Below are 25,527 nucleotides of genomic sequence, written 5' to 3' on the forward strand. Positions count from 1 at the left end.
AGGGTAAGCCTGACCCTGAGCCACTGAGCGGACGAAAACGCCCTCATACTGTACTACAAACAACGCTCGAAGTCGGCTGGCAGCTCGTTTTTCGTTCGCCCTCATAAAATCTGTCAGGCCGTCAGGGCGCGGTAGACCATGAATCGCCACGTGTTTCAGTCCCCTACCGCTCGGGGAAGTCGATGTCGCCTATGTTTAGGTCGCTCTCAAGCTCGGCGCGCGGCATGTTTCAGTCCCCTACCGCTCGGGGAAGTCGATGTCGCCGCGGTCGCGTGGAGCCGGTGAAGCCGCTGGACTGGTTTCAGTCCCCTACCGCTCGGGGAAGTCGATGTCGCTCACCGCTGACGGGTGCGTGTTCCTCGCCCAAGGTGGTTTCAGTCCCCTACCGCTCGGGGAAGTCGATGTCGCCTGGCCTGAGCGTCAAGGAAGCGTGCAAGAAAGTTCGGGTTTCAGTCCCCTACCGCTCGGGGAAGTCGATGTCGCACCTGCCCGTCGTCCATCCGTTCACCCTAACGCGAGTTTCAGTCCCCTACCGCTCGGGGAAGTCGATGTCGCGCGGGCCGCTGCGCGGCTCCAACGACTGGCAGACCGTTTCAGTCCCCTACCGCTCGGGGAAGTCGATGTCGCAGTTAGCTATAAACTCCAATCATGCGAACCGTAGTGTTTCAGTCCCCTACCGCTCGGGGAAGTCGATGTCGCCCGTCGGCGTCGGCATCCTGCCCACGGCCTACATGGTGTTTCAGTCCCCTACCGCTCGGGGAAGTCGATGTCGCCTGCGCGGCCTCCTGCACCATCCCCCTCGTCGGCTCAGTTTCAGTCCCCTACCGCTCGGGGAAGTCGATGTCGCAGTTCCTCGCTGCAATGGAAACCGTGTCGCCTTATTGTTTCAGTCCCCTACCGCTCGGGGAAGTCGATGTCGCTTGGCCTTGCTAGAGGTGAGATGGACCTCTACCTCATGTTTCAGTCCCCTACCGCTCGGGGAAGTCGATGTCGCTCTTCCTCCTGCGCCTCTTCCTTCTTTTTCTTGGGGGGGTTTCAGTCCCCTACCGCTCGGGGAAGTCGATGTCGCTGCTCATCGTGGCCGTGCTGATCGGCGGCAGGAACGCGTTTCAGTCCCCTACCGCTCGGGGAAGTCGATGTCGCCCGTGAGCTACTCCCACCCGCGATCTCCCTGCCACTGTTTCAGTCCCCTACCGCTCGGGGAAGTCGATGTCGCGCGCTGTTGTAGTTCCACAAGCTGCCGAAGAAGCCGACGTTTCAGTCCCCTACCGCTCGGGGAAGTCGATGTCGCTTACCCATCCCGCCCACCCCCCTGCCTGAATCGCGCGTTTCAGTCCCCTACCGCTCGGGGAAGTCGATGTCGCACGGTTGAGCTGGCCGAGGACCTGCTCGCACTCCAGTTTCAGTCCCCTACCGCTCGGGGAAGTCGATGTCGCCCCATTCCACTCACGGGCCAACGCCTCCACCATCTCGGGTTTCAGTCCCCTACCGCTCGGGGAAGTCGATGTCGCCCGCCCTCCGCTCCATCATTGACAACCTGATGATTTCGTTTCAGTCCCCTACCGCTCGGGGAAGTCGATGTCGCGCGGCGTAGCTCGCGCCTGCCGACGAGGGACCGGGTTTCAGTCCCCTACCGCTCGGGGAAGTCGATGTCGCCCCTAATGTCTTGTCTGCAAACTCAGTGATGAAGTAGAGTTTCAGTCCCCTACCGCTCGGGGAAGTCGATGTCGCGCCGGGGATGTGGTCCTCGGGCGAATCACTCTTGATGTTTCAGTCCCCTACCGCTCGGGGAAGTCGATGTCGCCTGAGGCAACGGTCAGCTCCTACCTCGGGAGCAAAACGTTTCAGTCCCCTACCGCTCGGGGAAGTCGATGTCGCCCATATGCGGGTTTGGGCGGTTGAGGAGCTGCTGAGCGTTTCAGTCCCCTACCGCTCGGGGAAGTCGATGTCGCAGCGTATTCTACGCCCTTTTTGCCCAATTCGCTTTCCTGTCATACAGCCCGGCGCGCGGTGGCGTCGGCTTCTAGTGTACTTCCTCTCGTCCCTTCGCAACTTACCCTTGCCGCAGATTGGATCGTAATTTGCGAAGCGTCCTGGACAATCCTTCGCTCAAGGCGCTTCCCACCATTCACGGCTGGCATCCACCCAAGTACCTTTTTTATCGTTCCCAACGCTTCGCAAATCGGGCCAGCTTTCACGCAGATGGAGGCCTTGCGGCTCACAGCGTATCCCCGCAGAAGTTCCGCAGCTCGCACTCCAGGCACTTGTTCACCTGGGCGGTCGGCGGCGGGCAGCGTTCAGCCTCAATGAAGTCGCGGATCGTACGGATAGCGGCCAGCGTCCGGTTCCGCAACCGGGTGTCGAAGGGGATCAGGTGCGTCTGGCGCGTGCGGCTGCTGTGCCAGTACCCGTGTGGGCAGTGCAGGCCGAGGGCATCCTCCACGAGCAGGCCGTAGGCGCAGAGTTGAAGCTTGTGCCCTGGGTCGGGCGGGCGCTGACTGTGCTTGAACTCCACCGGGTAGGCCTGCTCGCCCGCCACGATGAGGAGATCGAGTTCCCCGTTCAGGCCCAGCCGCTCGCTGGTGAGGCGCACGTCATACCGCCGCTCGCCCTCCGTGAGGTCATACCGGCTGAGGGTGCGGCGGCGCTCACGCTCGCCCTCCTGCTGATGACGCTCGCGCCCGTGGGTCATGAGGACGGTCTCCCGCCGCTTGACGGGCGTGCAGCGCGCGAAAAAGACGACACGCGGGCAGTAATGATGCTGGCGCAACTCGGTGGGTGTGACCAGGGTGCTCATTCGTCCTCGTCTCCCTGCTGGTGGATGGTCGTGGCGTCGTCAAGCTGGGCCTGTTCCAGCACGAGGATGGTGATGTGGCCGCTCGCAGGGCCGAGGGCTTTTTCCAGCCGGGTCTCCAGTTCGCGCCGGGCCGTTCGGGTCAGCTTCCCCTGATAGGCGCTGTACTGGAGGCGGGCGAGGCCGTAGTCCTTGCAGGCGTTCATCACCCGCGTGCGCCGTTTGTCGTCGGGCACGTCATAGAGGACGAGCGTGGGCTGGCCGGGCTTGCGGGGGTCCTGGAGGAGACGCGGCACAGCCTCACCACCCCGCGACGAAGACGGGGTATTCGCCCTCGCCGCGCAGGAAGGTGGCGAGGCTGCGGGCCTGCCTCACCATGATGTTGCCGAGGCGGTAGCGTTTGCCCCCGTGTGTGTCGCGGGCGTCTAGGCGGTCGTGAACACCCTGCACGATGCGCTTGCGGGTCTCGGGACTGAGCTTGCCGTGCTCGTCCGTTTCGGGCCTCCACCCCCGCCCCAGGCTGGCGATCACGGCGCGGTCCACCACGCTCGCACGGAAGCCCTCCACGAAGTCGAGGACCAGGCTGGGTTTACCGGGCCGGTCGGTGTGCAGGAAGCCCGCGAAGGGTTCCAGCCCGGCGGTGGCGAGGACCCCCGCCGCCTTCGCATACAGGATGCCGTACCCGTAGTTCAGAGTCATGTTCGCGGGGTCGGTCGCGCCGCGCCCCAGCCGTCCGGGAAAGGCCAGGTCCCCCGGCAGCATGGCGGCCACCGCCCCCCAGTACGCCACCCCACCCCGGCCCTCGATGCCGAGCAGCACGTCCCGCACCTCGTCGATGCACCCACCCTGCACGCCGTCCAATTCGGCCTCCAGCGCGGTGAGTCTCGGAAGGGCGGCCTGGATCGCCCCGAACGCCTGCGGGTCGGCCTCGCGGCGATACTTGCCGAAGTACTTGAGGAGGCTCGCCTGATTGCGGAGCCGGGCGCGGATGGCGTGCCGGGCGACCTCGATGCCCTGCGGGGTCAGGTACGCCTCCATCTGCGCGCGGCGGGTGCTGACCGTGCCGACGAGGTACGGGCTGCTGAACTTGGCGTAGGGGGACCCCAGCCCGTCCACGAGGTCGATCTGCACCCCGAACTTCGCACAGGCACGGACGGCCTCGGCGCTGAGGGTGCAGGCGGTGGTGGTGACGGTGACGCCCTCCAGGTCACGCAGGGCGACCTCCTGCGTCTCCTGCTGCGGGTGACGAAGCTGGAGGCGTTCGCCGCGCAGGGCCAGAAAGGTGCCACGCTCCGAGATCACAAGGTTCATGCCGGGAGGGTGGCATGGGGAGGCGTCACCCAGTGACGCTCAGAAAACTGGGCCTGTCCTTCTTCCAGACCTGGATGTCGCTGTTTTTCTCCGCCAGTATCTTCAAAGCTCGTTCGGCCCGCTTCCTGACCTGGGACCCCCCCGTTCTCGGGTCGTGCCAGTAGGCCCAGGCCACCGGCATCAGGCCCCTGACCAGGGCGATCACATCCGCCGGAAGCCGCTCCGCGAGGTCACAGACCGCGTAGAACCCGGCTGGGGCCTCGTAGACGTGGCGAAACTCCACCCCGTCCCCGCGCACCCGCACCAGTGGCCCCTTGACCTGAAGTTCGTACGGCCTGCGGGGGCGGTCTTCCAGGCTGCGGTAGCGGGACAGGGCAGGCCAGTGGGCGCGGTTCTCCGCCGAGGTGACCTTTACCAGGTTCAGCTCGATGCCCCGCACCCCCGCCAGGGCCAGAATGCGCTCGCCCAGGCCCATAAAGGCGGCCCCGTGCCCATGCTGCCCCGTGAGCGCGTGAATCACGAACGCGCTGTCCACATGCAGCCGCAGCGGCAGGTGGGCGGGCGCGTGCAGCACGGCGAGTTCCGCCGCCAGCAGCTCCGCCTCGGCCACCGAGGTCACCGGCGCTTCCTGCACGACGCTCCCTTCGGGCAACACCGCCGCGAGAACCGCATGGCGGGCGTAGGGCTGCATACTCGCGTCGCTGTACGCCCAGTTGACAGACGGCTCATCGGGCAGCGGGAGTGGCACGGCGGCGTTCATACGGGAAGAGTGACATGGGGAGGCGTCATTGGGTGATGCTCAGTATTCTCCCCACCCGTCGCTCGTCTTCGGCTTTTCCTGCGGCTTTTGCAGGAGCAGACCCAGCGTGTCGTCGTAAGGCAGGTCAGTGAGCCACAGTTTCAGTTCGTCGTCCCAGCTCATCCATTCTTTGAACCGGTTTTTTTGCCGGGTACTGATGGACACCAGCAGGGAGCGGGCCTGAATGGGCGAAACGTCCTTCTCCTGCTCGTATTGAGCCTGAAACCTTTTCGGCAACACCTCAACGCCGTCGAACAGGTCTTCGAAGCTCTGGCGGAGGTCTGGTGAGCTGGAAAACGGCTTCAGGTCGCGCATGAAGCGGAACACCTCGTCATAACCGCTTCTATACTTGCCTTGCAACTCTTCCAGATAGTCGCCCGCGTAGATGCGCTCCAGCCAGCCGCTCAGCAGGTCGTCGTGCAGTAGGCCGCCCGCTGCCACGCACTCGCGCAGGACTTCCAGGGTGCGTTCCACGAGCGTGTCCTCGTAGACGGACTGTCCACTGGCAGGCTGGGCGAGGACGGTCACGGGGACGACCCTGACGGGATGACCCTCCAGGAACACGGTCTCGCCCTTCTCACCCCGCCGGTTCACCCGACCGAAGCGTTGAATCAGGGCTTCCAATGGAGCAGGTTCAGAGACGATGCCGTCGAAGTCGAGGTCGAGCGAGACCTCGATGACCTGCGTGGCGACGACGGCGAGGGGCTGCCCACCCGTCCCCGCTTTCAACGCGCCCAGCACCTCCTCCTCTACCGCCCGGCGGCCCCGGCCATTCAGGCGACCGTGTAACAAACGCACACGCGCTGGCCCCAGGCGACCTTGCAACTCCGCCATCACCCACTGCGCTTTCCGCACGGTGTTCACCGCCACCAGCATGCTCTCCCCGGCCCCCACGCGGGCGGCGATGTCGTCCAGCACGGTAGGGTCCTCCAGGCTGCCCTCCCGCAGTTCCAGGCGGTGGCGGCAGTTTTGCAGGGCGATGTCACGGGGGGCACTCCGGGCTTCCGCGTTCAGCAGACCTTCCAGCTTCTCGCGGAGCCACCCCGGCATGGTCGCCGTCATCACGCAGGCCCGCACGCCCCAACGCCCCACCAGGTCTTCCAGCAACGCCATGAACATGCCCAGGCGCTGCGGCTCGTAGGCGTGAAGCTCGTCCAGGATCAGGGCGCTGCCCGCCACGCTCGCCAGCACCGTCTCATATCCTGGCAGGCGGTACGCGGCCCGCAGAAGCTGGTAGGGCGTGACCACCGCCACCGCAGGCCCATACAGATGGTTGTAGTCGCTGATTCGCCGGGCCTCGCGGGTCAGGTCTTGCAGGGTGTCACCGTCACCCCTCCGCTCCACCGCCGACTGAAACAGCACTTGCAGCGCCCGTCCGTGCAGAATGGCGACTTCCGTGTTCAGGTCCCCGGCCAGCCGCCTCTGCATGGCGTTCAAACTGGCCTGATACGGCAGACTGTAGGTGACTCGGCACGGCCCCAGCTCCTGCTGCCGTGCCCAGGCCCAGAGCAGAGCCGCCTCGGTTTTCCCGCTCCCCGTGGGCGCAATCAGGATGAGGTGGCCCTGTCCGCCGGTCGTCTTGGCGGCGTCACGTTGATGCGGCCTCAGCCCCCCGAACTCCTTGACCTTTTCCGGTGGAATTTTTGCCCGGATGATCTCCTCCAACCTCGTCATGTCGGGCAGGGCGTAGGGTTGCGGGATGCCTGCGTGGGCGCTGGCGAGGCGGTCCGCCTGTTGAATCAACCCGCGCAGGAGGATGGCCCAGGGGTAGTCTGCCCCGGTCAGCCCGCCCTCCCTCACGTCGCTGAAATGGGTGTACATCCAGAGGCTCTCGTCCAGCAGTTCCGCGAGGTCCTGTGGATTACCCGAACGCCTCTTCCCCACAGCAGCCGCACTGAAGCCAAGTTCCTCGCGCCACCCCTCCGGCGCGGTTTGCAGCCAGTTGCGAAGCGAGGCGACATCCTCCACGCGCAGTTGAGAGCGTAGGTTTTCAATCTGAGTGGGATTGGCCTCCTTGCTCGTTTCCAGAATGTACTGGTCGTGGATGACCCCGCTGTCGCGGTGGTGCGACACCACGGCCAGCGCGACGGCCTGCCGCGTTTCCTCGTCGGCCACGTCCGGCAGAAAGGCGAGGGACAGGACCTCGTGCCGATGCCCGAAGCGTTCGCCGCCGGGCTGGAGCATTTGCTGAAACCCCGTCGCCGCCTTCCCGAAGTCGTGGATCACGGCGGCCCAGAAGGCGACGTGCCAGAAGTCCGCGCGGCCCGCGATCTGGGCGATCCGGGGAGCGCGGTTCATCAACCCGGCGAGGCGCTCCACCACGAGGCGCGTGTGTTGCTCCAGCGTTTCTTCCGGCTGGCCCCGCCTCGTCCCTCGGGCTTCCTGCTCGCTCTTGGCGAGGATGTGGGCGATGGCGGGGTCAGGCTGGAAGGTCAAGCGCCTCACCTTCCCCCCTCACGGTAAGCCACTCCAGCGCCCGCTGGCGGCCCCGGCGCTCCCGAGTGGTCGGGTCCACCCACACGCGGTAGCCCTGCGGCACGGCGCGAATGAGTTGCGGCTCCCGCCCCGACTCGCCGGGAAGCGGCAGAAACGCTCGGTTGTTCAGCGCCACATACCGCGCCCAGGTCACGCGCTGACGGTCTACGGGGTCGATGAGGCGGGGCATCAGCAGCCCCTGACCCAGCCCCACACGGGGCCGCCAGGGGTCAAAGGAAAGCAGCGTGTGGTCGAAATACCCCGCCGACCGCTCCTCCAGGTCCACGATTTCGACCCGCGTGTAAGCCGCCAAATCCTGCGAACGGCCCAGCAGCACGGGGAACACGGGGGTGCGGAAAGCGTCGTACCAGTCCGGCCTGTCGAGATAGAGCGTCAGGCGCGGTTGAAACAGCACCTCGCGCACCGTCGGACTCAGACCCGCCAGAATATTCGGCTCCGGCTGCCCCTGTTTCGCCTTACGCCCGTCACGTTCAATCAACCAGGTGTGTTCGTAATCGTCCACGCTTCCCAGATGGGTGAACGAGTACGCGAACCGGAAACTGTCGGGCGCGGGGTACTCCCCCAACGTGCTGGCGATGTGGCCGTAGATGGTCGCAGGCGGTGGAAGCGGATAGCTCGGCTGCCGCCCGATCAGAATGTGGGGGTAGCGGAAGGAGGTCGTCACCCCCTCCAGTTCTATTTTCAAGGCGCGCACGGCTTCAATCCAGCCAGCCCACGCCGGCGTCGCCACTCAGGTCGTCCGCCACGCGCCGCAGCACCGTGCGGGGATGCTCCAGCACGAAGTCCACGCCTTCCGCCCGCAGTTCCTCCAGGGCCGTGCGGAGCCTCTCGCATTCCGGGTCGTGGAACCCGGCGGTCCAGCCGACATACACCGGGCTGAGGAAGGTGTCACGCCACGCCCGCACCGTCTCCTTCAGGGCGTCCACATTCACGCGGGGCTGCCCCCCCTCGCCCCCGCCCACGACGTACTGCAAGGGATTGTTGCCACCCTTCGTTACCACCAGCAGCACGGCGGCGGGCGTCACGTCGGTGTAGTGCAGCGCCTGCTTCGCGCCGCCGCGCAGTTCGGCCAGGGCGCGAATCAGCGGGGCGAGGCGCTCGATGCGTTGTTCACGGTTCAGTCGGTAGGCCTTCTGGGCGGTGAGATGCTCCAGGCCCTGCTCATCCGCCTGTTTGCGGCGCACTTCGTCCAGATTCTGGTTGCCCGACTTGCCCGTGTACGTGAACAGCCCGGCGCGCCCCAGGTCGAGGCTGAGTTGCCCCTTGAACACGGCGCGGTAGAACTGGTGCGAGTGCGGCACCGGATCGCCTTCCTGCATGTTCGGCCCGGTGCGGCTCATGGTGCCGAAGTCCTTGACGATGGCGCTGGGCGCGAGGGAAACCAGCGTCCCGACGCGAAAGGGCGAGGTGCGGGTGATGCTCTGCGACAGCTCGGTGGCGTTGGCGCGGCCCGCGTCATCGGCGCGGCTGTCTTTGGCGCTGGCCTTCTTGCCCTCCGCCCGCATGTACCCGAACAGGTCATCGTCCCAGTACTTGATGGGGTTCGCGTCGGTGTAGGCGACTTTCGCCTCGCGGAAGACCGGCGCAGTGTGCGCCAGCCAGTCGGGGTTTTGAGCGAGGGTGTCGCGCAGCCAGTAGCGGAAGGCCTGCGCCGACACGTAGGGGTAGCTGTCGCGCCCCACACGAATCAGCTTTACACCCACTTCGTTGTCGTACTGAGCGTCCTGCGCGTCACGGGCATTGTTCAGGGCAGAAGCGGGCGCGTCAATCAAGAGGAAACCACTCAGGAAGGCCATTATTTCTCTCCCTCTTCGTTGGGAAGTTCGGTGTTCTGAAGTTCGGGGTCGTCCCTGTTCTCCTCGAAGAACCGGGCGTCGTGGAGGTATTGAATCACCCGCATCTTCAGCAGGTCGCGGGCCAGCGTGAAGTCGGCGCGGGTCACTTCTTCGGCCTCGGTAAAAATTCGCAGGTACTCGTCTTTGGTGGTGATGAGGTCACGGTCCTCCGTACCGGATTTGGCGTCTCCCTTTGACTTCTCCAGCATGGCCTTCAGCAGAACGTGCCGCAGCGGGCCAGCGCCGCGTGCCTCGTACAACTCGCGGAACAACCGCTTGTCGTTTTCCGCCACAATCCACCTGCCGAGGCGCTGCCCCAGGGCCTCAACCGCCTCCACACGGGCTTTTTCCATGCCGACAACCTCCATCAGAAACAGTTCGGTGATGCCCCACAGTCCCGCCAGCGGGATAACTGGGGGCGCGTTCTTCTCGGTCTTCTTGCTGGACTTGCCCTTCCTGGCCTCGGCTTTCGCTTCTCGCAGCGCCTGGGTGAACGGCGGCATGAGGTAGCGGCGCAGGAAGAAAGGGGCCTCGTCCGGTAGCGAGAACAGGGCTTCGTCCAGTTCATTGCGAAAGCCAAAGGCGCTGTCCTTCGTCTTGTCGGCCTCATAACGCCTGGAGTCGAACAGTGGCTTCCACGCTCCTGGGAAGTTCTGGCTCGCCAGCTCCATGAAGCGCAGGGCGGGCTGTTCCAGCGTGTAGATGGCCGCGTCCGGTCCCTGCCCGCTGTTGGTGAGGTGATAGAGGGTCGCGCCGCCCGCAAAAGGCAACCGGGCCGGACCCCTGCCGCTGGGCTGCTTCTCAATCACCTTGCGAATGGCTTCCATCAGGCGGGTGCGGGCCGCAGCCCAGATGGGCTTCTTCTCATCTCCAGGTCGAGAGAGGGAAATGCGCTTGAGCCAGGGTTCCTGCCACTCCGCCACCACATCCAGTAGCAACTGCTTGTCGTCCGCGTCCAGTACCAACGCCCGTCCGCTCACCAGCGGCGCGGCCAGCGAAAGCCCTTGCAGCGCGGTGATGGCCTGCCCGCTCAGAGGAAGTCCCGGCTGACCGTCGGGGTAGAAGTTCATCGGGCCGCGCCCCATCAGCATGGGCATCAGGTCACGGGCGACGCGCTGCTGAGCAGGGAGTTCGGGGAAGATGGCGCAGGGAACGCCCAGCAGGCCGGGGCGCTGATAGCTGCCCAGAATCTCGCGCAGGACTTCCCGCCTTTTTGCAGGCGTAAAAGAGTAGTTGATGAAGTTGCTGGTGAACACCACCGAAATCCAACTCGTCACTTCCGGCGAGAAGTAAGCGTCCTCCGCCCAACGCTGAAACGTTTGCAGGTGTTCGGCGGTCAGGTCTTCCGGCCTGCGAACCTGCGAAAACACGCACAGGCCCGCCAGCGCCGCGTCCATCAGCGGGTAGTCCGTCCAGCGCAGGCCGAGGGCAGAGGGGGGTGAGAGGGTCGTGGGCATGGGGGACCTCCGCTAAACAGGATGCGGAACGGATCAGGCTTTGAATGACGGCTCAACAAAGGAAGGGCAGGCGGGTCATCCCCGTCTGCCCTCTTCCCTTACGCCTGCATCCGCCGATAGCTTGGCGTGACTTCTGGCACGTTCAGCCATTGGCATTCGGTTACTCTCGCCAACTCGATGCCTGGGCTGGAGCTGACACGTTCAACACGGACAACACAGGAGCGGCCCCTGAGCTGCCCGGCATCATTTACACCAAGCGTAGCCAGCCCATTCAGCAACGCGGCATTCGGGAGATTCTGAAACGCCGTTCGCCCATCTGACGATTCAAAACCGAGTCGGGTATGCGTCGGCCCACGCTGAATCTCAATGACTTGAGCAGTATGGGTGCCTATTGGCAAGAGCTGAGGCATAGGTTTTCTCCTTCTGAGTGAGAACTTGCCCATCCCCACACTTAGCTGTACACTTTTGGTGCGAAGCAAACGTGCCACAGCATGTTGGGGAGGGAACTCGCGGTCTTCTGACTGTGGGTTCTTTTCTTTTCTCCACCTCTGGTAGCCATCAGAGCATACCGGGGGCGGAACTGTCAACACACGAGAAAACTTTTTCTCTGGGGCCTCACAACCGCTTGCCTTTTGTGGGAGTGCCCTCTAAAGTATTTGGAGACCTCGCAACCCTCCGTCTCTCCTCATCCGGTAGAGGACTGAAAACAGAGAAAAAGGTGGCTGGTGGGGGGGAATTGGGGGCTTCGGCCCCCATTTATATACTCCTCAACGGCATCCAGAGCCGCCCTCCCCCTCTAGACTCCCCCCATGCTCCCGCTCGACCTCTCCTTTGCCGTCCTGCGCGTCAGCCTGCGGGCGCTGGAGCCGGTGCGTCTGCCGCCCTTTCCCGGCTCCAAGCTGGAGGGTGCCTTCGGGCGGGCGCTGTACCGGTTGGCCTGCACGCAACCGCAGAGGGAGACGTGTCAGGGCTGCCCCCTCCAGAGCATCTGCCCCTACGGCCTGAGCTACGCGCCCCGGCTGCCGGAGGGCCTTCAGGTATCGTCGCTGGGAACCCCGCCACGCCCCATCATCTTCCGAGTGGCGTACGGAGAGGAGCAGCACCTGGGGGCGGGGGAGGCGCTCACCTTCGGGCTGGTGGTCGTGGGGCAGGCGGTCACGCAACTGCCGTACCTGCTGGCGGCGCTGCGCGAGGTGGGCCGGGAGGGGCTGGGGCACACGCGGGGGCGGCTGGAGCTGGAAGAGGTGCGGAGTGTGCGGCCCCACACGGGCGAGGAGGTCACGTTGCTGCGGGGCGCGGACCTCGGCGTGAACCTCTCCCCCCTCCTGTTGCGTGCGGGGGAATTGCCACTTGTGCCGGACGGGCGGCTGCGGCTCCACCTGCGTTCCCCACTGCACATCAAGACGGGCGGGCAGATGGCCGAGCAACTCCATTTCCCCGTCCTGCTGCGGGCGTTGCAACGGCGGGTGGGCAACCTGGAGCAGCTCTACGGCGGCGCGGCCAGCCTGGGGGCCGATTTCACGCGGCTGCCCCTGCTGGCCCGCGAGGTGGAGACCGTCCGGCAGGATGTACGCCTCGTCTCTCAACTCCGCAAGGGGAGTCGCCCGCACCAGAAGACGAACATGGAAGGGCTGGTGGGCACGGTGGAGTACAGCGGCGACTTCACGCCGTTCGCTGCCCTGCTGCGTTCTGGTGAACAGCTCGGGGTGGGCAAATGGGCGCACTTCGGCGCGGGCCTGTACAGCCTGGAGGCCGCCGGATGACCGTGACCCGCAAGCGCGAGCAGGGTCGCCGACTGCTGCGGCTGATCGCCCTGCTGAGCGAGGAGGGGCCGCTGACCACGGCACAACTCGCCGAACAGTTGGAGTGTCAGCCGCAGGAGGTCCAGCGTGATCGCCGCCTGCTCATCCGTGAGGGCCGGGACGTGCTCCGCACCGACGAACGCCCGGCCCGCTACTTCCTGGCGCGGCCCTGGCATCTTCAGGAGGTCCAGAACGACCCGGTGAGGGCGGTCATCCACCACGCGCTCCTGCGCCTGCTGCATCACCACGCGCCCACCCCCAGCCGCCTCTACCACGAGACCCTGCTCGAACTGAGCGGGCACCTTCCCGCACGGCTGCGCGAGATGTCCCTGCGCTCGCTCACGCCGCCTTCGCCCTCGGGCGACATGCCGCGCATGCTGGAAATACTGGCCGCCGCGTGGTGCCGGGGAGAACCCGTGCGCTTCGTCTACCAGAAACCGGGTGGGGAGCCGAAATCCAGTCAGGCCGACGTGGTGTTCATGGAGATCAACCGCACCAACCTCGACTGGTACGTATTTGCCCGCAGGCATGGCGAGCAGCAGGTCAAGACCTTTCACCTCTCCCGGTTCGTGGACGTGACGCGGCTCACCGGGGAAGCCAGCCCGGAGATTCCCTTCGATCCCCGCGACGAACTGGACGGGGCATGGGGCATCATCGGCGGCCAGCAACACTGCGAGGTCACGCTCCGGTTTGCCCCGGACGCCGTGCCTTACGTCGCCTACCGCCACTGGCCCGGACAACTACATGGCGGCATGGACGGGCCGTGCTACGTGCTGCGCCTCCGGGCACCGCTCAACCGCGATGATCTCCCCGTCGAGGTCATGGCCTGGATTCGCGGCTGGGGGCCGAGGGTCGAGGTTCTGTCGCCCGGCTGGGTGCGCGACCTCTGGCTGGAGGAGGCGCGGGAACTGCTGAGGCGGTACGGCCCATGACCGCAAGAGGAGGAGCTACCGCCGAAGCCGGGCGATTTGCGAGACGTGCTGGTGGGTGTTTTTGGGAGAGGACACCCTTGAACGCCCAGGTCATCTGCCCTTCTCACACCAGGCGGCGTCCTGCACGCTCCGCAAATCGCTGGGGTGAATGCTCTCTCCGGCTTTTGCGGACGCTGGCGGCGGATACAATGAACCCCGTCCTCCACGGCGGGGCGAGATGCATGACAACCTCTGACCTTTTGAGAAGGACGTAAAATAAGCGGTTCCAACGACTTCCCCGAGCGGTAGGGGACTGAAACCAGCATCGTGTAAGGCGCACCGAACACTAAGCGGTCAAGTTCCAACGACTTCCCCGAGCGGTAGGGGACTGAAACACCACATGCCGACGGCGACGGGGGAGAGCGCACACGTTCCAACGACTTCCCCGAGCGGTAGGGGACTGAAACCTCAAGGTGGAGGTGGGGATTCGTGCTGTTGCCGGTAGTTCCAACGACTTCCCCGAGCGGTAGGGGACTGAAACACACGTCGTCCGGGCACTTCCCTTCCTTCACCCACGCGTTCCAACGACTTCCCCGAGCGGTAGGGGACTGAAACAACGGCTGTGACCCTGTTCGCGGCCACCGTCACCCCGGTTCCAACGACTTCCCCGAGCGGTAGGGGACTGAAACGTGTAAGCGCCATAGCCGCTCTTGGCAGCGACGAGGTTCCAACGACTTCCCCGAGCGGTAGGGGACTGAAACCTGGAGGCCCCATGCTGCATCTCGGCAACTGCATCGAGGTTCCAACGACTTCCCCGAGCGGTAGGGGACTGAAACGAGCTGAACAGGACGCTTATGAGCGGGCTATCCGGGTTCCAACGACTTCCCCGAGCGGTAGGGGACTGAAACGTGTTGGGGCGGGTGTTGGCAAGTTGAGTGATTTCGAGTTCCAACGACTTCCCCGAGCGGTAGGGGACTGAAACGCCGCTGTTCGGGGGGCGGGTGATGGGCGCGTAGGTGTTCCAACGACTTCCCCGAGCGGTAGGGGACTGAAACATAGAAATCAACGACACCCCGGACCTCGATCAGCACGAAGTTCCAACGACTTCCCCGAGCGGTAGGGGACTGAAACATCACGACGAGCGGCAAGCGGTTCACGGGCACCCATAACCAGTTCCAACGACTTCCCCGAGCGGTAGGGGACTGAAACAACAGCACCACGGGCCTCATCACGCCCCGTCCTGACAAGTTCCAACGACTTCCCCGAGCGGTAGGGGACTGAAACCCGATTTACTGGACACCCTGCGCGAAGGCGTCAAGTTCCAACGACTTCCCCGAGCGGTAGGGGACTGAAACACCTGCGAGGGGTCGATGCCCGCCTCGATGGCAGAGGTTCCAACGACTTCCCCGAGCGGTAGGGGACTGAAACAGCATCCCGGCGAGGGTAATCACCATGATGTTGTAGAAGTTCCAACGACTTCCCCGAGCGGTAGGGGACTGAAACCGCAAGCAACCCCGCCCCGACCAAGAAGCGGAAGGCGTTCCAACGACTTCCCCGAGCGGTAGGGGACTGAAACTTGCGGACGTGCCCGGTGCGGGTGGCCGCGCGGCGCCGGGTGTTCCAACGACTTCCCCGAGCGGTAGGGGACTGAAACACGTCCCTGAGTTCCTGAAAGTCCCTGCCGCCACAGGTTCCAACGACTTCCCCGAGCGGTAGGGGACTGAAACCCGGTGCCGCCGACCGCCCCGGCGCTGCGGTCCATCGTTCCAACGACTTCCCCGAGCGGTAGGGGACTGAAACACCCGGCGGGTGTTTCCACGTCACGTCCCACCGAGGTTCCAACGACTTCCCCGAGCGGTAGGGGACTGAAACCAGGTGCGGCCCTCGACGCGGCCCTGCTGCGCTTGCGGGGTTCCAACGACTTCCCCGAGCGGTAGGGGACTGAAACGTGACGCGGCCACCGAGACCGGCGCGCGCCTGGGGGGTTCCAACGACTTCCCCGAGCGGTAGGGGACTGAAACAGTTCGGGGGCGGGAAGTTGATAGAGGGTCTTGGAGTTCCAACGACTTCCCCGAGCGGTAGGGGACTGAAACACGTTCAGGGCGGCGTCAGTGGGGTTCGAGGCGGTGTTCCAACGACTTCCCCGAGCGGTAGGGGACTGAAACAGCGTCTCCCCCGCACTGTTCCCTAGCCGCCAGCCGCGTTCCAACGACTTCCCCGAGCGGTAGGGGACTGAAACGCCCTCGGCAAACTCGCTCCGGAAGAAGAAAGCGTGTTCCAACGACTTCCCCGAGCGGTAGGGGACTGAAACCGTTTTGGTGAGAACCGAACTGGAGCGCTCGGTCCTGTTCGATCAATGTGCGTGTTCCGGGAGGCCAACCCCAGGCCGGGGCAGGGTGGTCCACCCCGGCTCCCCGGTCCTCACTCCTCGTCCTTCCCCGAATTCGACGCGCGGGGCTGCTCGCGGAGCCTTGCCCGTCCGCCCGGAGAGTGGCCGGGCAAGGCTCCCCCTTCGCGGACGCTGCGGACGGCGTGCCCGACACCCTCCGTCCAGGACGCACGAGAACCGGACCCCGCCAGCTCCCCCCGCTCAGCGCAGCGTCTGCCCCGTGTTGGGCTGGCCCGGCGTGCTGGTGCCCGGCCCGGTCCACGTGAAGCTGGCGGACGCGCTCCCCGTGCCCGTCTTCTGGAGCGACTGGCCCGCCGCCTCGGTGCCCGCCTCGACCACGCCGATGTCCGTACTCGGTTGCCCGGCGGCACATCCGTCCGTGGCCGTGAAGGTCCCCTCGTAGCTCACGAACTCGACCAGCCTCTCGCCGTCACACAGCGCCACCCCGTCGGGTGCCCCGTTCTGGATGCCCGTCGCCGGGGCGGTGTACAGGGTGAAGCCGCCCGCCGTGCCCGCCGCCGTCAGGGTGCTTCCGCCCGTGGCCGTGTACGAGGTGCCGCCGTTGCCGTTGTAGAGGACGATCCCAAGCCCGCCCGCGTCGTACCCCGTCGGGACGACGACCTCCACGAACTCGCCCGCGTCGCTCCCCGCGTTGTCGTAGTGCAGCTCGTTGATCCACGGCGCGTTCGCCACCGGGGCCGCCGTCACCCGCAGGGTCAGGGTCCGGCCCGCCGTCTGCCCGTTCGCGTCGCGCACCCGCACGGCGACCGCGTACTCGCCCGCCGCCGCGTAGGTGTGGCCCGCGCTCACGCTGCCCACGGGAAGACTCTCCACGGCACTCCCGTCGCCCCAGTCCACCTCCAGCGCGCTCAGGGTGCTTCCCTGTGCCGCCCGCGCGTCGACGGCGAGTTCGACCCGCTGTCCGGCCTGCGCGCCCTGCGGCGGGGTCACGCTCAGGGTGGGCGACGCGGCCCGCACGGCGTCGGCGGTCAGCCTCAGCCCCACCACCACCGGGTCGTGGTCGCTGGAGCGGTAGGGGGTCGGCGTATAGGGGTCCTGCGTCCTGAACTCCGTGTTGTAGTCGAGCACCACCGGCTCGTCCGCGTTGATGTGCCACTCGGTCACGCCGCTGACCTGCCCGCCCAGGTTCGGGGTGGACAGCGCGTGGTCGAGGTACCCGCTCAGCCCCTCGAAGATGTAGGAGTAGCGCTCGGCGGCGGGGATGCGCTTATTCAGGCTCTCGAAGCCCGCGCCCTCCAGCAGCCGGATGGGGTCCTCCGCCCCGTACGCGTTGAGGTCGCCCACCACGAGAACGTCGGCGTCCCCGCTCTCCGTTCTCAGCGCTTCCGTAAAGGCGACGAGCGCCCGCGCCTGCTCCACCCGCCTGAGGTTCCAGCAGCCCTGCCCGGTGTCCACGTCGCCGGTCGTCGGGCAGCTCCCCTTGCTCTTGAAGTGGTTGACGACGAGGGTGAAGACCCCGTTCCCGTCCCGCTGCTGGAACGTCTGCGCCACCGTCGGGCGGTCGAGGACGGCGCTCGTGTCGATGCGCGGCGCGCCGACCGGATTCACGCGGGCGGCCCTGTAGATGACGGCCACCTTGATCGCGTCGGTGCCGATGGTGCCCGTGGGGACGGCCCGGTAGACCTCGCCCCCGGCGTCCGCGTTCAGCGCGTCCACGAGGTTCTGGAGGGCCACGTCCCCGTTGTTCTGCATCTCCACGAGGCCCAGCACGTCCGCGTCGATGGCCCGGATCGCCGCGACGATCTTCGCCTGCTGTCGCCCGAACTCGGCGGCGGTGTTCGCTCCCCGCTGCCCCAGATCGGTGAAGTAGTTCAGCACGTTGAAGCTCGCCACCCGCAGGGTGCCGCCCACATCGGCGGGGCGCTCGGTGCGCGGGTTGGCATTCACGAAGGACACGGCCCCGGTGGGCTGCACCCGGTACTCGCCGAAGCCGTAGCCCAGCACCCCTGTCAGCCCGGTCACGGTGTCGCCGACCCGGCGGGTGCCCTCCGCGCCGAGGTACGGGATGGGGTTGGGGTTCTGCCGCGTACTTCCGTCGTCGAGGAGGACCCGCCGCGCCGCGTTCGCCTCCGGGGTGGTCGTGACGTTGCCGTTCGTCGGGGTGAACAGCCGCCCGCCGCCCGCCAGCTCGACCTCGCCGTAGCGCCCCAGACCGTATACCTCCGTCACGGTGAGGGTCTGCGCGAACTCCACCCGCATGCCCTCGAACCGTTCGAGGTCGGTGCCCCCCGGTGCGGGCAGCGTCACGGACGCGGCGGGCACCGAGTAGCCCGTGCCGCATGCCTCCAGCCTGGTGACGCTGCCGAGCTGCGTGGCCCCGCCGTCCTCCACCGTGCCCGCGACCTGCACGAAGTCGCCGACCCCCACGTCCGCCCCGCCCGGTGCAGAGACGAACACGCCGTCCGAGGTGGCCGCGTCGCCGTCGCCCTCGTAGTCCTGCACGAAAAAGCCGTTCAGCCCGCCCTCCCCCTGGAAGTCGCCCGTCACCACCCCCCGCACCGCCACCGCCTGCCCGGCGAGCGGACTCTGTGCCCCGCTCCCCTGCACGGCGGAAATCTCGGTGAGGGACGTGGTGGCCGCCGTGCAGGTCGGTGCCGGGGGCCGGGTCGGCGTCTCCGGGAAGAGGCCGCAGGAGGCGAGGAGCAGCGTCAGGGACAGGGGCAACGTCTTCTTCATGGGACTCCCGGAGAGGTGCGTGTCAGGTGGGTGAGGGTGAACGCCGCCGAGCATAGCGCCCCGAAGCGACGGACAGAAGAATGGTCATGCCGAGCGTCGGCGAGCCGTCTCTCCCCCGGATGAAGGAGGCTCTCTGCCGCGCTCAGGGTGACGACGGTGCTTCTGGCAAAGGCTCCAGGCCGCATCGTGAAGCCCCAGCCCCTCCTTACCCTCCGTCCCCCCCTCTCCCCTGATGCACACCACACGAACAGGCCCGCCCGGTCAGGCTGCCGGGCGGACGCTGTGGTGGGGGTAAGTGCTCGACTCGGTGGGTCGGTGACGCCCGGTAAGAAACGCAGAACAGCCCTACCGACAGCCCTACCGACAGCCCTACCGAATGCTGAGCACCGCCGGTCCCTCCAGCGGGCGACCATCAAGGAAGCTGTAATCGTCGGCGTAGCTCTCCAACACGACCGCGCGTGGCCGGTCCGCGTTCCACAGCGCCGCGCTCGCCGTCACGGCGCTCTGCTCGTCACGGAAGATCATCGGGATGTCCGGCGTGCCCGCGAGGGTGTAGGGCTGACCATCCACTATCAGGACGAAGTACCGGGGAATACGCGTCGCAGCCGTCATATCTAAAGGTTGCCTAAAGGCCTCTGACAGAACTCCTACAAGGAAGCATATAAAGGGGCGCAGCCATGTCACTTAATTCTATTCATACAAAATCAGATCGGCGGAGGTGGAGGCGTGGCTCAGGAGGCGAGCAGGAGGCAGGAGGACCCAGGTCGTACCGGGACGAACGATTCCCAACTCAGCCTGCCCACCTCACGTCTCCCCCTGCCCGAGCCGCCGCCGCCGCTGGCCCTCCAGCCGGACGTAGGGCTGCACGGCAAGGAGGGTGCCGAGGCCGAGCTGGTCGGCGACGAGGTGGGGGTCGCCCGTCTCCTGCCACAGCCGCAGGGCGTAGTGGTGCCGGAGCGCCCGCCACGCCTTGTAGGTGACGTTGGCCTGCCTGCACAGCCGGTACAGCCGGGCACGGATGGCGTGGTCGGTGAGCGAGAAGACCGACCCCCGCGCGTACAGCACGCCCTCGTCCCGCGCCGCCCACGCGCGCAGGGCGTCGGTGAGCCGCCCGCTCGCCACGATGTCGCGGCCCCGGACCCGCAGGTGGTCGCCCGAGAGCTGCACGTCCTCCCAGGTCAGCCGGGCGGTCTCCCCCGTCGTGAGGCCCGCGTCGGCCCCCAGCAGCACGAGGGCGCGGGCCTCGGCGTCGGCGTGCGCGACGAGCCGGGCCACCTCCTCGTCCTCGTACAGCACCTTGTCCTCGCCGGGGCGCACCCGCAGGTCGGGACCCCTCACGTCCGCGAAGGGGTCGAAGTGCGGGCCGACCACCTCCAGTTCGCGCAGGGCGTGGTACAGGGCGCGGGCACGCGAGAGCAGCACCCGCCGCGTCGCGGGCGCGTGGTGCCCGGTCGCCTCCAGATACCGGGCCGCGAACCCCGGCGCGGGCGACAGCAGCGACTCCCCCTGCTCCTGCGCGTACGTCACGAGCTTCTTGATCCCGCTCAGCGTGTTCTTCAGCGTCGTGGGATTCTCGCGGGCATCCGGCAGATGCTTCCGCAGAATGGGCCACGCCGAGTCGAGGTCATGCCTCAGCAGCGCCCGCCGCACCCGCTCGGCGAGTTCGTTCGGGGGACCCTCCAGCGCGGCGTCGAACACCGATCGGTCGCTCATGCCATAAGTTAATACAAGTTGGGGGTGGGAAGTGAGGGGACGGGGTGGATTGAGGAGTCGAGGAGTCGAGAAATCGAGAAGTCGAGAATTTCCACCGCTGAGCCGGTCGGGGAGGGAAGCCGTCCTCAAGCAGTGGCGACAGCCTGAGCGCCGACTCCTCTCCCGTCCCGACAGGCCGGGGACCCGACGCCGCCCGCGAGGAAACCCACCTCTGCGAGGGCAACAGCACTTCCTGTCACGCCCTGCCGACGGCTGACCGCTCCCCTCACCCCACCTCGCAGGTGTACTCCACCCCGTCCAGACGGAAGCGCATCCCCAGCGTGCGCCACAGGCCCAGCAGGGCGTTCATGCCGAACTCGTTGAAGGTCTCGCCCGCCAGCACGTACCGCTCGTAGGCGCGGCGGGTGATCGGGAAGGTCTGGCCCTGGTCCAGCACCGCCCGCGCCCCGTCGTTGTAGGCCACCCGGCCAATCCGGTACCGCCCCCCGTCACGCACGAGGGACACGTCCGCCACGGTGTCCGGCGCGCCCGGTGCCTGACAGCGGACGTGCCTGACGAGGACGGGCAGGCCGCCCATGTCGTGGACCTCCCGCACGTACCACCGCCCGGCCTCAGCCGCCCCCGCCAGGAGAGCCAGTGCCAACGCCCCGGCCCTCGCCCCCCCCGTCCATGTCCACCCTGAGTTCCCGCCGCACCAGTTTTCCGAGGGCATTCCTCGGCAATTCTTCCACGAGGACGACGCGGGTGGGCCGCAACATGCGCGGGAGGTGCCGGAACTCCCCCTCCAGGCTGTCCCGCGTCACGCCGGGGCCGTCCCGCACGACCAGCACCGCGAGGCTCTGCCCGTACTCCTCGCTGGGAATCCCCACCACCGCACACTCGCGCACGCCGGGCAGCGCCGCGAGGCGGGCCTCCAGCGCCTCCGGGGAAACGTTCTCGCCGCCGACGATGATCAGGTCGTCCCGCCGCCCGGCGAGCGTCAGCCGCCCGGAGGGGGTGAGGCTGCCCAGGTCGCCCGTGCCCCACGCCAGGGCCGGTCCACCCGCCACCATCTCCCCGCGCACGACCACCTCGCCGACCTCGCTGGGGGGGGCGGGCGTGCCGTCGGCGCGGCGGATGAGGACATGCACGCCGGGCAGAACGTAACCCACGCTCTCCGGCGCGGCGAGCAGGTGTTCGGGGGTCGCCGCCGAGATCAGCCCGGTCTCGCTCGTGCCGTAGAGGTTGAAGAGGACCGGCCCGAAGCGCGACAGGGCACGTCGGGCGAGGTCGGGGCGCAGGGGCGCGGAGCCGCAGACGATGGTCCTGAGCCGTCCCGCTTGGCCGGGATGGGGCGTCTCCAGCAGGCGGTACAGCACCGTGGGCACGAGGACGAGCACCTCGATGTCCTCCTCCGCGAGTGCCCGCCAGTACGCCTCAGCCGTGCCGCGCGGGAAGAGGTGCAGGGGTGCGCCCATCGTCAGGCTCAGCCCCAGGGTGGTCAGCCCGTGCCCGTGGAAGAGGGGCAGGGTGAGCAGCGTCGGGGCGCGGGCGCGGAGCCGCAGCCGGGTCAGGAGGGCCGTCACCGTTCCCAGCACCTCGGCGGGGACGACGCGGCGCTCGACGGCCTTCGGTGGCCCGGTGCTGCCGGAACTCAGGAGGACGAGGCGGCCAGGGCGGGGCCGGGGGAGTCGCCAGGGGCGGGGGGAGGCGTCGGGCGTTGTCTGCTGTGAGAGCGCCCTCGCCTCAGAAATCGGCCACAGGGGGAGGTTCGCGCCCATCTCCCGCAGGCCGGGAACGAACTCGTCGTCCACCACGAGGAGGGCGAGGGCCTGGGCACGGCAGACCTCCAGCGTCTGCGCGGCGGAGAAGGACGTATTGAGCAGCACGGTCCGCACGCCCAGCCGCGCGCAGGCGAGCAGGGTGGCGACGAACGCGGCATGGTTGCGCGCGAGGAGGCCGACGCCCTCACCCGGTCCCACCTGCCCGGCGAGCGCATCCGCGATCTGGTCGGCGCGGGCGACCAGCCCTCCGAAGGTCGTGGTCTCCCCCGGTTCGACGAGGGCCGGACTGTCCGGGAAGCGTGCGGCGGACCACGCGGCCACGCTGTAAAGCGAGACGCCGTGCCGGGCGGTGACGGCAAGCCACAACCGCAGGGCACGCAAGGGGCTTGGGTGGAGCAGCCCGGTCCGCCACACGGCGCGCAACGCCCCGAACAGGGCACTCACCCCCGCCCCTCGCGCTGACGCTCCAGCGTTTCGAGGTGACTCAGCGCGCGGCCCAGGGGACCGGGGAGGAGGAGGGCCGCGAGTTCCTGCCCGGCCAGCCACCACGGGGCCACCCGCTCGCGGGGCCGCACGACCGCGCCCGCGACCGCCTGCGCCGCCTCCAGCGGGGTGAGGGCCGGGGCATGTCGGTACAGCCCGGCGACGTCGCTCATGCGCGTGCGGACGAGGGGCAGGTACACGCTGCTGACCCACACGCCCCGGTCCCGCAGCTCCGACCCCACGCTCCGCACCCACAGGTCGAAGCCCGCCTTGCTCCCCTGGTACGACGCCCAACGGGGCGCGGCGGGGGGCCTGGCGGAGACGGTGGAGACGTTGACCACCCCTCCCCCGCCCTGGGCCACCATGCGCGGCAGCAGCGCGAGGAGCAGCGCCGCCGGACCCGTGAGGTTGACCGCCAGCGAGCGCTCCAGATCGCGGCGCTCGGCGGCGGCCAGCGCGGGGCGGCGGATGGACCGCCCGGCGTTGCTGATCACGAGGTCGATGCGCGGGTGCCTGCGCTCGACCTCCGCCACGAGCGGCGCGATGTCCTCCGGGCGCGACAGGTCCAGCCGGTAGGCATGCGCGCGTCCCCCCGCCGCCTCAATGTCCCCCGCCACGGCGTGCAGCCTCTCCCCCGTCCGGGCGAGGAGCAGCACCTCCGCCCCCGCCTCCGCCAGCAGCCGCGCGGTCGCCTCCCCGATCCCGAACGACGCCCCGGTGACGAGGACCGTCCTGCCCTCCACCACGCGGCGCAGCGTCCCCACGTCCCGGCAACTCGGCGGCGAGAGGAGAAGGCGGGCGAGGCCGGGCATGGGTTCTTTTGTGTATCACAGGGAGGAGCGGTCAGCCGTCAGCCGTCAGCCGTCAGCGAGAGGGAGGCGGGGGCGGGGGCTGTGACCGGACGGACGTTTTGCTCCCTCTTCTCTTGCTCCTGTTGCAAGAGAGGGGCGGGCAGGGGGTGGCGAGCACTCTCCACTCTCCTCCCCGACAGCAAAAACGCTTTCCTTCTCAAAGCATGTCCTTGTCCCTTCCGCCCCAACTCAACCCGCGCGCAGGGCCTCGTGGATGGGCTGACGGCTCACGGCCCAGGCGACGGGGAGGGCGGCGAGGAGGCCGATCAGGGCGCTGACGGCCAGCACCGCCGCCAGAACGCCCGGCGTGAGGACGGCGGCCCGGACGCCCACGGTTCGCGCGGTAAGGGCACCCACGCCCAGGGCCAGCGGGGCACCCAGGACCACCCCCGCCATCCCCCCGGCCCCCGAGAGCAGGAGGCCGTCGAGGACGAGCAGCCCCGCCGCCCGCGCGGGCCGCAGCCCCAGCGCCCGCAGGGTCGCGAGTTCGGCGCGGCGTTCGAAGCCCGTCGCCGTGAGGGTGGTCAGCACGCCGAGGAAGCCCACGAGCAGGGCCACCCCGGCGATGGCCCGTTGCAGGAGTTCCGCGCTTCTCAGCAGGCTCGCCAGCACGTCCCGGAAGGCCCCCTGCGTCTGAACCTCCCCGTCCACGTGTTCGCGCAGCGCCCGTTCCACGCGCCCCACGTCCGCCTCCCGTTCCACCTCCACGGCGACGAGGGAGATCAGGCCGGGCACCCCCAGCGCCCGCTGGAGCGTGCCGAGCGGGGCGATCACGAAGGCGTCGGTGAGCGTGTCCGTGGGGGCCAGCACACCGATCACCCGGACCCGCGCCTCCCCCGCGAGGGTGGTCTCGTCCCCCACCCGGACGCCGAGCTGCCGGGCCACCCGGTCGCCGAGGACGGCCACGCCCATGTCCTCGTCGCGCGGCTCCAGGAATCCCATACAGCGTCACCTGAAGTCCGGCCCGGTGCTGGCTCTCCAGCAGGACGGGCGTGACGAACCGCAGTCCCAGCGCCGGGCGGTGGGCCTCCACCTGCGCGAGCACGTCCTGGGAGAGGGTGGGCGGCGGCGCGAGGGCCTCCAGTGCCCCCGAGCGTGAGACCTGAAGCTGTGGGCGGATGCTGTCCACCTGCCCGTCCACCGCCTGCCGCAGCCCTGCCCCCAGCGAGAGGAAGACCGTCAGCCCCGCCGTGGCGACCCCCACCCCCAGCGCCGTCACCGCCGACCGCGTGCGCCGGGCGAGCAGCCCCCGCAACGACAGCTTCAGGAGATGGCGCGCGTGCCCCACGGGGGCAGGATAAGGGGTGGAGCGGGAAGGAGGGCTGGGGTTGGGGTGGGGAGGAGTATTGCTCTATTAATTTTTAAAATGTGTCAATTTGAGGTACGGGGGTTGAAAACAGCTTTGTGGACGGTGGCGGTACGGCGGCGCGGGCGGAGGCGGCCAATCCTGCGGATACAGCGGAGAGAACTGGGACCGCTCGTTCGAGGCCTATGACAGCCGCGTGGACGGACCAGACCCTCCGACGACCGATTGGAGGGTGGAAAGGGCGAAGATAAGGGCAGAAATACTTCTCTTGTATTTATTTTCAATTTTTAGGCAGGGAGAAGGACGACCTCACCCCTCACCGCCACCACACGTCCCATCGGTACTGCTCGTGCTGCTCGTCGAGAGGCCGGGGAGGTGATTCAGGTCGGGTATGGCGAGGAACCAGCCGAGCATCGCGGAGGGCGACGGCACCGCCCGGCGTGCCCGCTCAGCCTGGCGTCTTCGACTCTCCCACCGATCCACGAGCTACCGCCGCCGCCACTAGCCCAGCCGTGAGGTACCACGCCACCGTCAGGGCCGGGGTCAGCGGACGCCGCTCTCCCGGCTGACGGCCCAGACCGAGTGGCCCCGGCAGGAAGGCGGCCCCCAGCCCGGCGGCCAGACCGAGCGCCCCGCCCCGCGTCCACGCTCCCTCGCGGGCACCCACGCCCACCAGCCCGTAGTAGAGCGTGTTGGATACGAGGTCGCCTGCCAGCGACCAGCGGTAGAGGTCGCGTCCCCTCGGTGGCTCGGCTCCGGTGGCCCCCACCGCGTCGCTCAGGGCACGCCCGCCGATCACCTCCATGCGGGGGGCGTGGGGGAGCACCCGGCGCACCCCCTCGTTGAGCAGCGTCAGCGTGACGGCCCCGGCGAGGCCCGCTGCCAGCGGGGGCAGCCAGCGGCGGAGGGGGTGGGGGGTG

At 67.7% G+C, this 25,527-nt stretch carries 20 protein-coding genes and 2 CRISPR repeat arrays; of the genes, 4 read left to right on the plus strand and 16 right to left on the minus strand.

All coding sequences use genetic code 11. The features are described from left to right. Positions 1-152: 152 nt before the first annotated feature. Positions 153-1,952: direct repeats of the CRISPR family, unit length 37 nt; unit sequence GTTTCAGTCCCCTACCGCTCGGGGAAGTCGATGTCGC. Positions 1,953-2,218: 266 nt separating this feature from the next. The 8 genes from cas4 to V3W47_RS18575 are packed head-to-tail and all read right to left on the minus strand — an operon-like array spanning position 2,219 to position 10,692. Further along, complete coding sequence (gene cas4, locus V3W47_RS18540; protein WP_331826722.1) at positions 2,219-2,797, minus strand: CRISPR-associated protein Cas4; 579 nt, start codon at positions 2,795-2,797, stop codon at positions 2,219-2,221. After that, complete coding sequence (gene cas2 / locus V3W47_RS18545; protein WP_331826723.1) at positions 2,794-3,090, minus strand: CRISPR-associated endonuclease Cas2; 297 nt, start codon at positions 3,088-3,090, stop codon at positions 2,794-2,796. Before cas2 ends, cas4 begins: the two co-directional genes overlap by 4 nt. Positions 3,091-3,094: 4 nt before the next feature. Further along, positions 3,095-4,105, minus strand: coding sequence for a CRISPR-associated endonuclease Cas1 (cas1, locus tag V3W47_RS18550; protein WP_331826724.1), 1,011 nt, complete (start codon positions 4,103-4,105; stop codon positions 3,095-3,097). 25 nt (positions 4,106-4,130) lie between these two features. After that, positions 4,131-4,865 carry a hypothetical protein gene (locus V3W47_RS18555; protein ID WP_331826725.1) on the minus strand — a complete coding sequence of 245 codons (735 nt, stop codon included), beginning with the start codon at positions 4,863-4,865 and terminating at the stop codon, positions 4,131-4,133. Between the two features lie 39 nt (positions 4,866-4,904). Next, the gene (gene cas3, locus V3W47_RS18560; RefSeq protein WP_331826726.1) at positions 4,905-7,349 is read right to left on the minus strand and encodes a CRISPR-associated helicase Cas3'; all 2,445 of its coding nucleotides are present in this window, start codon (positions 7,347-7,349) and stop codon (positions 4,905-4,907) included. Continuing rightward, positions 7,324-8,130, minus strand: a complete 807-nt coding sequence (cas5, locus tag V3W47_RS18565) for a CRISPR-associated protein Cas5 (protein WP_331826727.1) — start codon at positions 8,128-8,130, stop codon at positions 7,324-7,326. Before cas5 ends, cas3 begins: the two co-directional genes overlap by 26 nt. Next, positions 8,099-9,196: a type I-B CRISPR-associated protein Cas7/Cst2/DevR gene (gene cas7i, locus V3W47_RS18570; RefSeq protein WP_331826728.1), complete on the minus strand. Its 1,098-nt coding sequence runs from the start codon at positions 9,194-9,196 to the stop codon at positions 8,099-8,101. Before cas7i ends, cas5 begins: the two co-directional genes overlap by 32 nt. Next, complete coding sequence (locus V3W47_RS18575; RefSeq protein WP_331826729.1) at positions 9,196-10,692, minus strand: hypothetical protein; 1,497 nt, start codon at positions 10,690-10,692, stop codon at positions 9,196-9,198. The genes cas7i and V3W47_RS18575 overlap by 1 nt, the downstream gene beginning before the upstream one ends. Positions 10,693-11,501: 809 nt before the next feature. Here V3W47_RS18575 and cas6 point away from each other — a divergent pair. Together cas6 and V3W47_RS18585 are read left to right on the plus strand one after the other, a co-directional pair. Then, a complete protein-coding gene (gene cas6 / locus V3W47_RS18580; RefSeq protein ID WP_331826730.1) occupies positions 11,502-12,455 on the plus strand; it encodes a CRISPR system precrRNA processing endoribonuclease RAMP protein Cas6 in 954 nt (317 codons plus the stop codon). Beyond that, entirely contained in the window at positions 12,452-13,426 is a 975-nt protein-coding gene (locus V3W47_RS18585; protein ID WP_331826731.1) for a helix-turn-helix transcriptional regulator, read from the plus strand. The genes cas6 and V3W47_RS18585 overlap by 4 nt, the downstream gene beginning before the upstream one ends. A gap of 262 nt (positions 13,427-13,688) precedes the next feature. Continuing rightward, positions 13,689-15,716: direct repeats of the CRISPR family, unit length 37 nt; unit sequence GTTCCAACGACTTCCCCGAGCGGTAGGGGACTGAAAC. A gap of 279 nt (positions 15,717-15,995) precedes the next feature. On the opposite strand, the gene V3W47_RS18590 is transcribed toward V3W47_RS18585, so the two are convergent. The 7 genes from V3W47_RS18590 to V3W47_RS18620 form a co-directional block, all read right to left on the minus strand. Then, the gene (locus V3W47_RS18590) at positions 15,996-18,491 is read right to left on the minus strand and encodes an ExeM/NucH family extracellular endonuclease (protein ID WP_331826732.1); all 2,496 of its coding nucleotides are present in this window, start codon (positions 18,489-18,491) and stop codon (positions 15,996-15,998) included. A gap of 369 nt (positions 18,492-18,860) precedes the next feature. Then, on the minus strand, positions 18,861-19,103 hold the full coding sequence (locus V3W47_RS18595; RefSeq protein WP_331826733.1) for a hypothetical protein: 243 nt from the start codon (positions 19,101-19,103) through the stop codon (positions 18,861-18,863). Between the two features lie 192 nt (positions 19,104-19,295). Then, a complete protein-coding gene (locus V3W47_RS18600; RefSeq protein ID WP_331826734.1) occupies positions 19,296-20,204 on the minus strand; it encodes a tyrosine-type recombinase/integrase in 909 nt (302 codons plus the stop codon). A gap of 265 nt (positions 20,205-20,469) precedes the next feature. Beyond that, a complete protein-coding gene (locus tag V3W47_RS18605; protein WP_331826735.1) occupies positions 20,470-20,847 on the minus strand; it encodes a hypothetical protein in 378 nt (125 codons plus the stop codon). Continuing rightward, on the minus strand, positions 20,816-22,411 hold the full coding sequence (locus V3W47_RS18610) for a class I adenylate-forming enzyme family protein (protein WP_331826736.1): 1,596 nt from the start codon (positions 22,409-22,411) through the stop codon (positions 20,816-20,818). Before V3W47_RS18610 ends, V3W47_RS18605 begins: the two co-directional genes overlap by 32 nt. Further along, positions 22,408-23,262 (minus strand): SDR family NAD(P)-dependent oxidoreductase, encoded by an 855-nt coding sequence (locus V3W47_RS18615; protein WP_331826737.1) that lies wholly within the window; start codon positions 23,260-23,262, stop codon positions 22,408-22,410. The genes V3W47_RS18610 and V3W47_RS18615 overlap by 4 nt, the downstream gene beginning before the upstream one ends. Positions 23,263-23,490: 228 nt before the next feature. Next, the gene (locus tag V3W47_RS18620) at positions 23,491-24,243 is read right to left on the minus strand and encodes an ABC transporter permease (protein WP_331826738.1); all 753 of its coding nucleotides are present in this window, start codon (positions 24,241-24,243) and stop codon (positions 23,491-23,493) included. A 25-nt stretch (positions 24,244-24,268) separates the two neighbouring features. Here V3W47_RS18620 and V3W47_RS18625 point away from each other — a divergent pair, with 25 nt between their 5' ends. Together V3W47_RS18625 and V3W47_RS18630 are read left to right on the plus strand one after the other, a co-directional pair. Beyond that, complete coding sequence (locus V3W47_RS18625) at positions 24,269-24,400, plus strand: hypothetical protein (RefSeq protein ID WP_331826739.1); 132 nt, start codon at positions 24,269-24,271, stop codon at positions 24,398-24,400. A 19-nt stretch (positions 24,401-24,419) separates the two neighbouring features. Next, positions 24,420-24,602 carry a hypothetical protein gene (locus V3W47_RS18630; RefSeq protein ID WP_331826740.1) on the plus strand — a complete coding sequence of 61 codons (183 nt, stop codon included), beginning with the start codon at positions 24,420-24,422 and terminating at the stop codon, positions 24,600-24,602. A 453-nt stretch (positions 24,603-25,055) separates the two neighbouring features. On the opposite strand, the gene V3W47_RS18635 is transcribed toward V3W47_RS18630, so the two are convergent. Then, positions 25,056-25,527 (minus strand): hypothetical protein (locus tag V3W47_RS18635; RefSeq protein WP_442877249.1); only part of this gene is annotated, 472 nt, incomplete at its 5' end.

The organism is Deinococcus sp. YIM 134068 (assembly GCF_036543075.1).
In the GTDB taxonomy this organism is placed as follows: Bacteria; Deinococcota; Deinococci; order Deinococcales; family Deinococcaceae; genus Deinococcus; species Deinococcus lichenicola.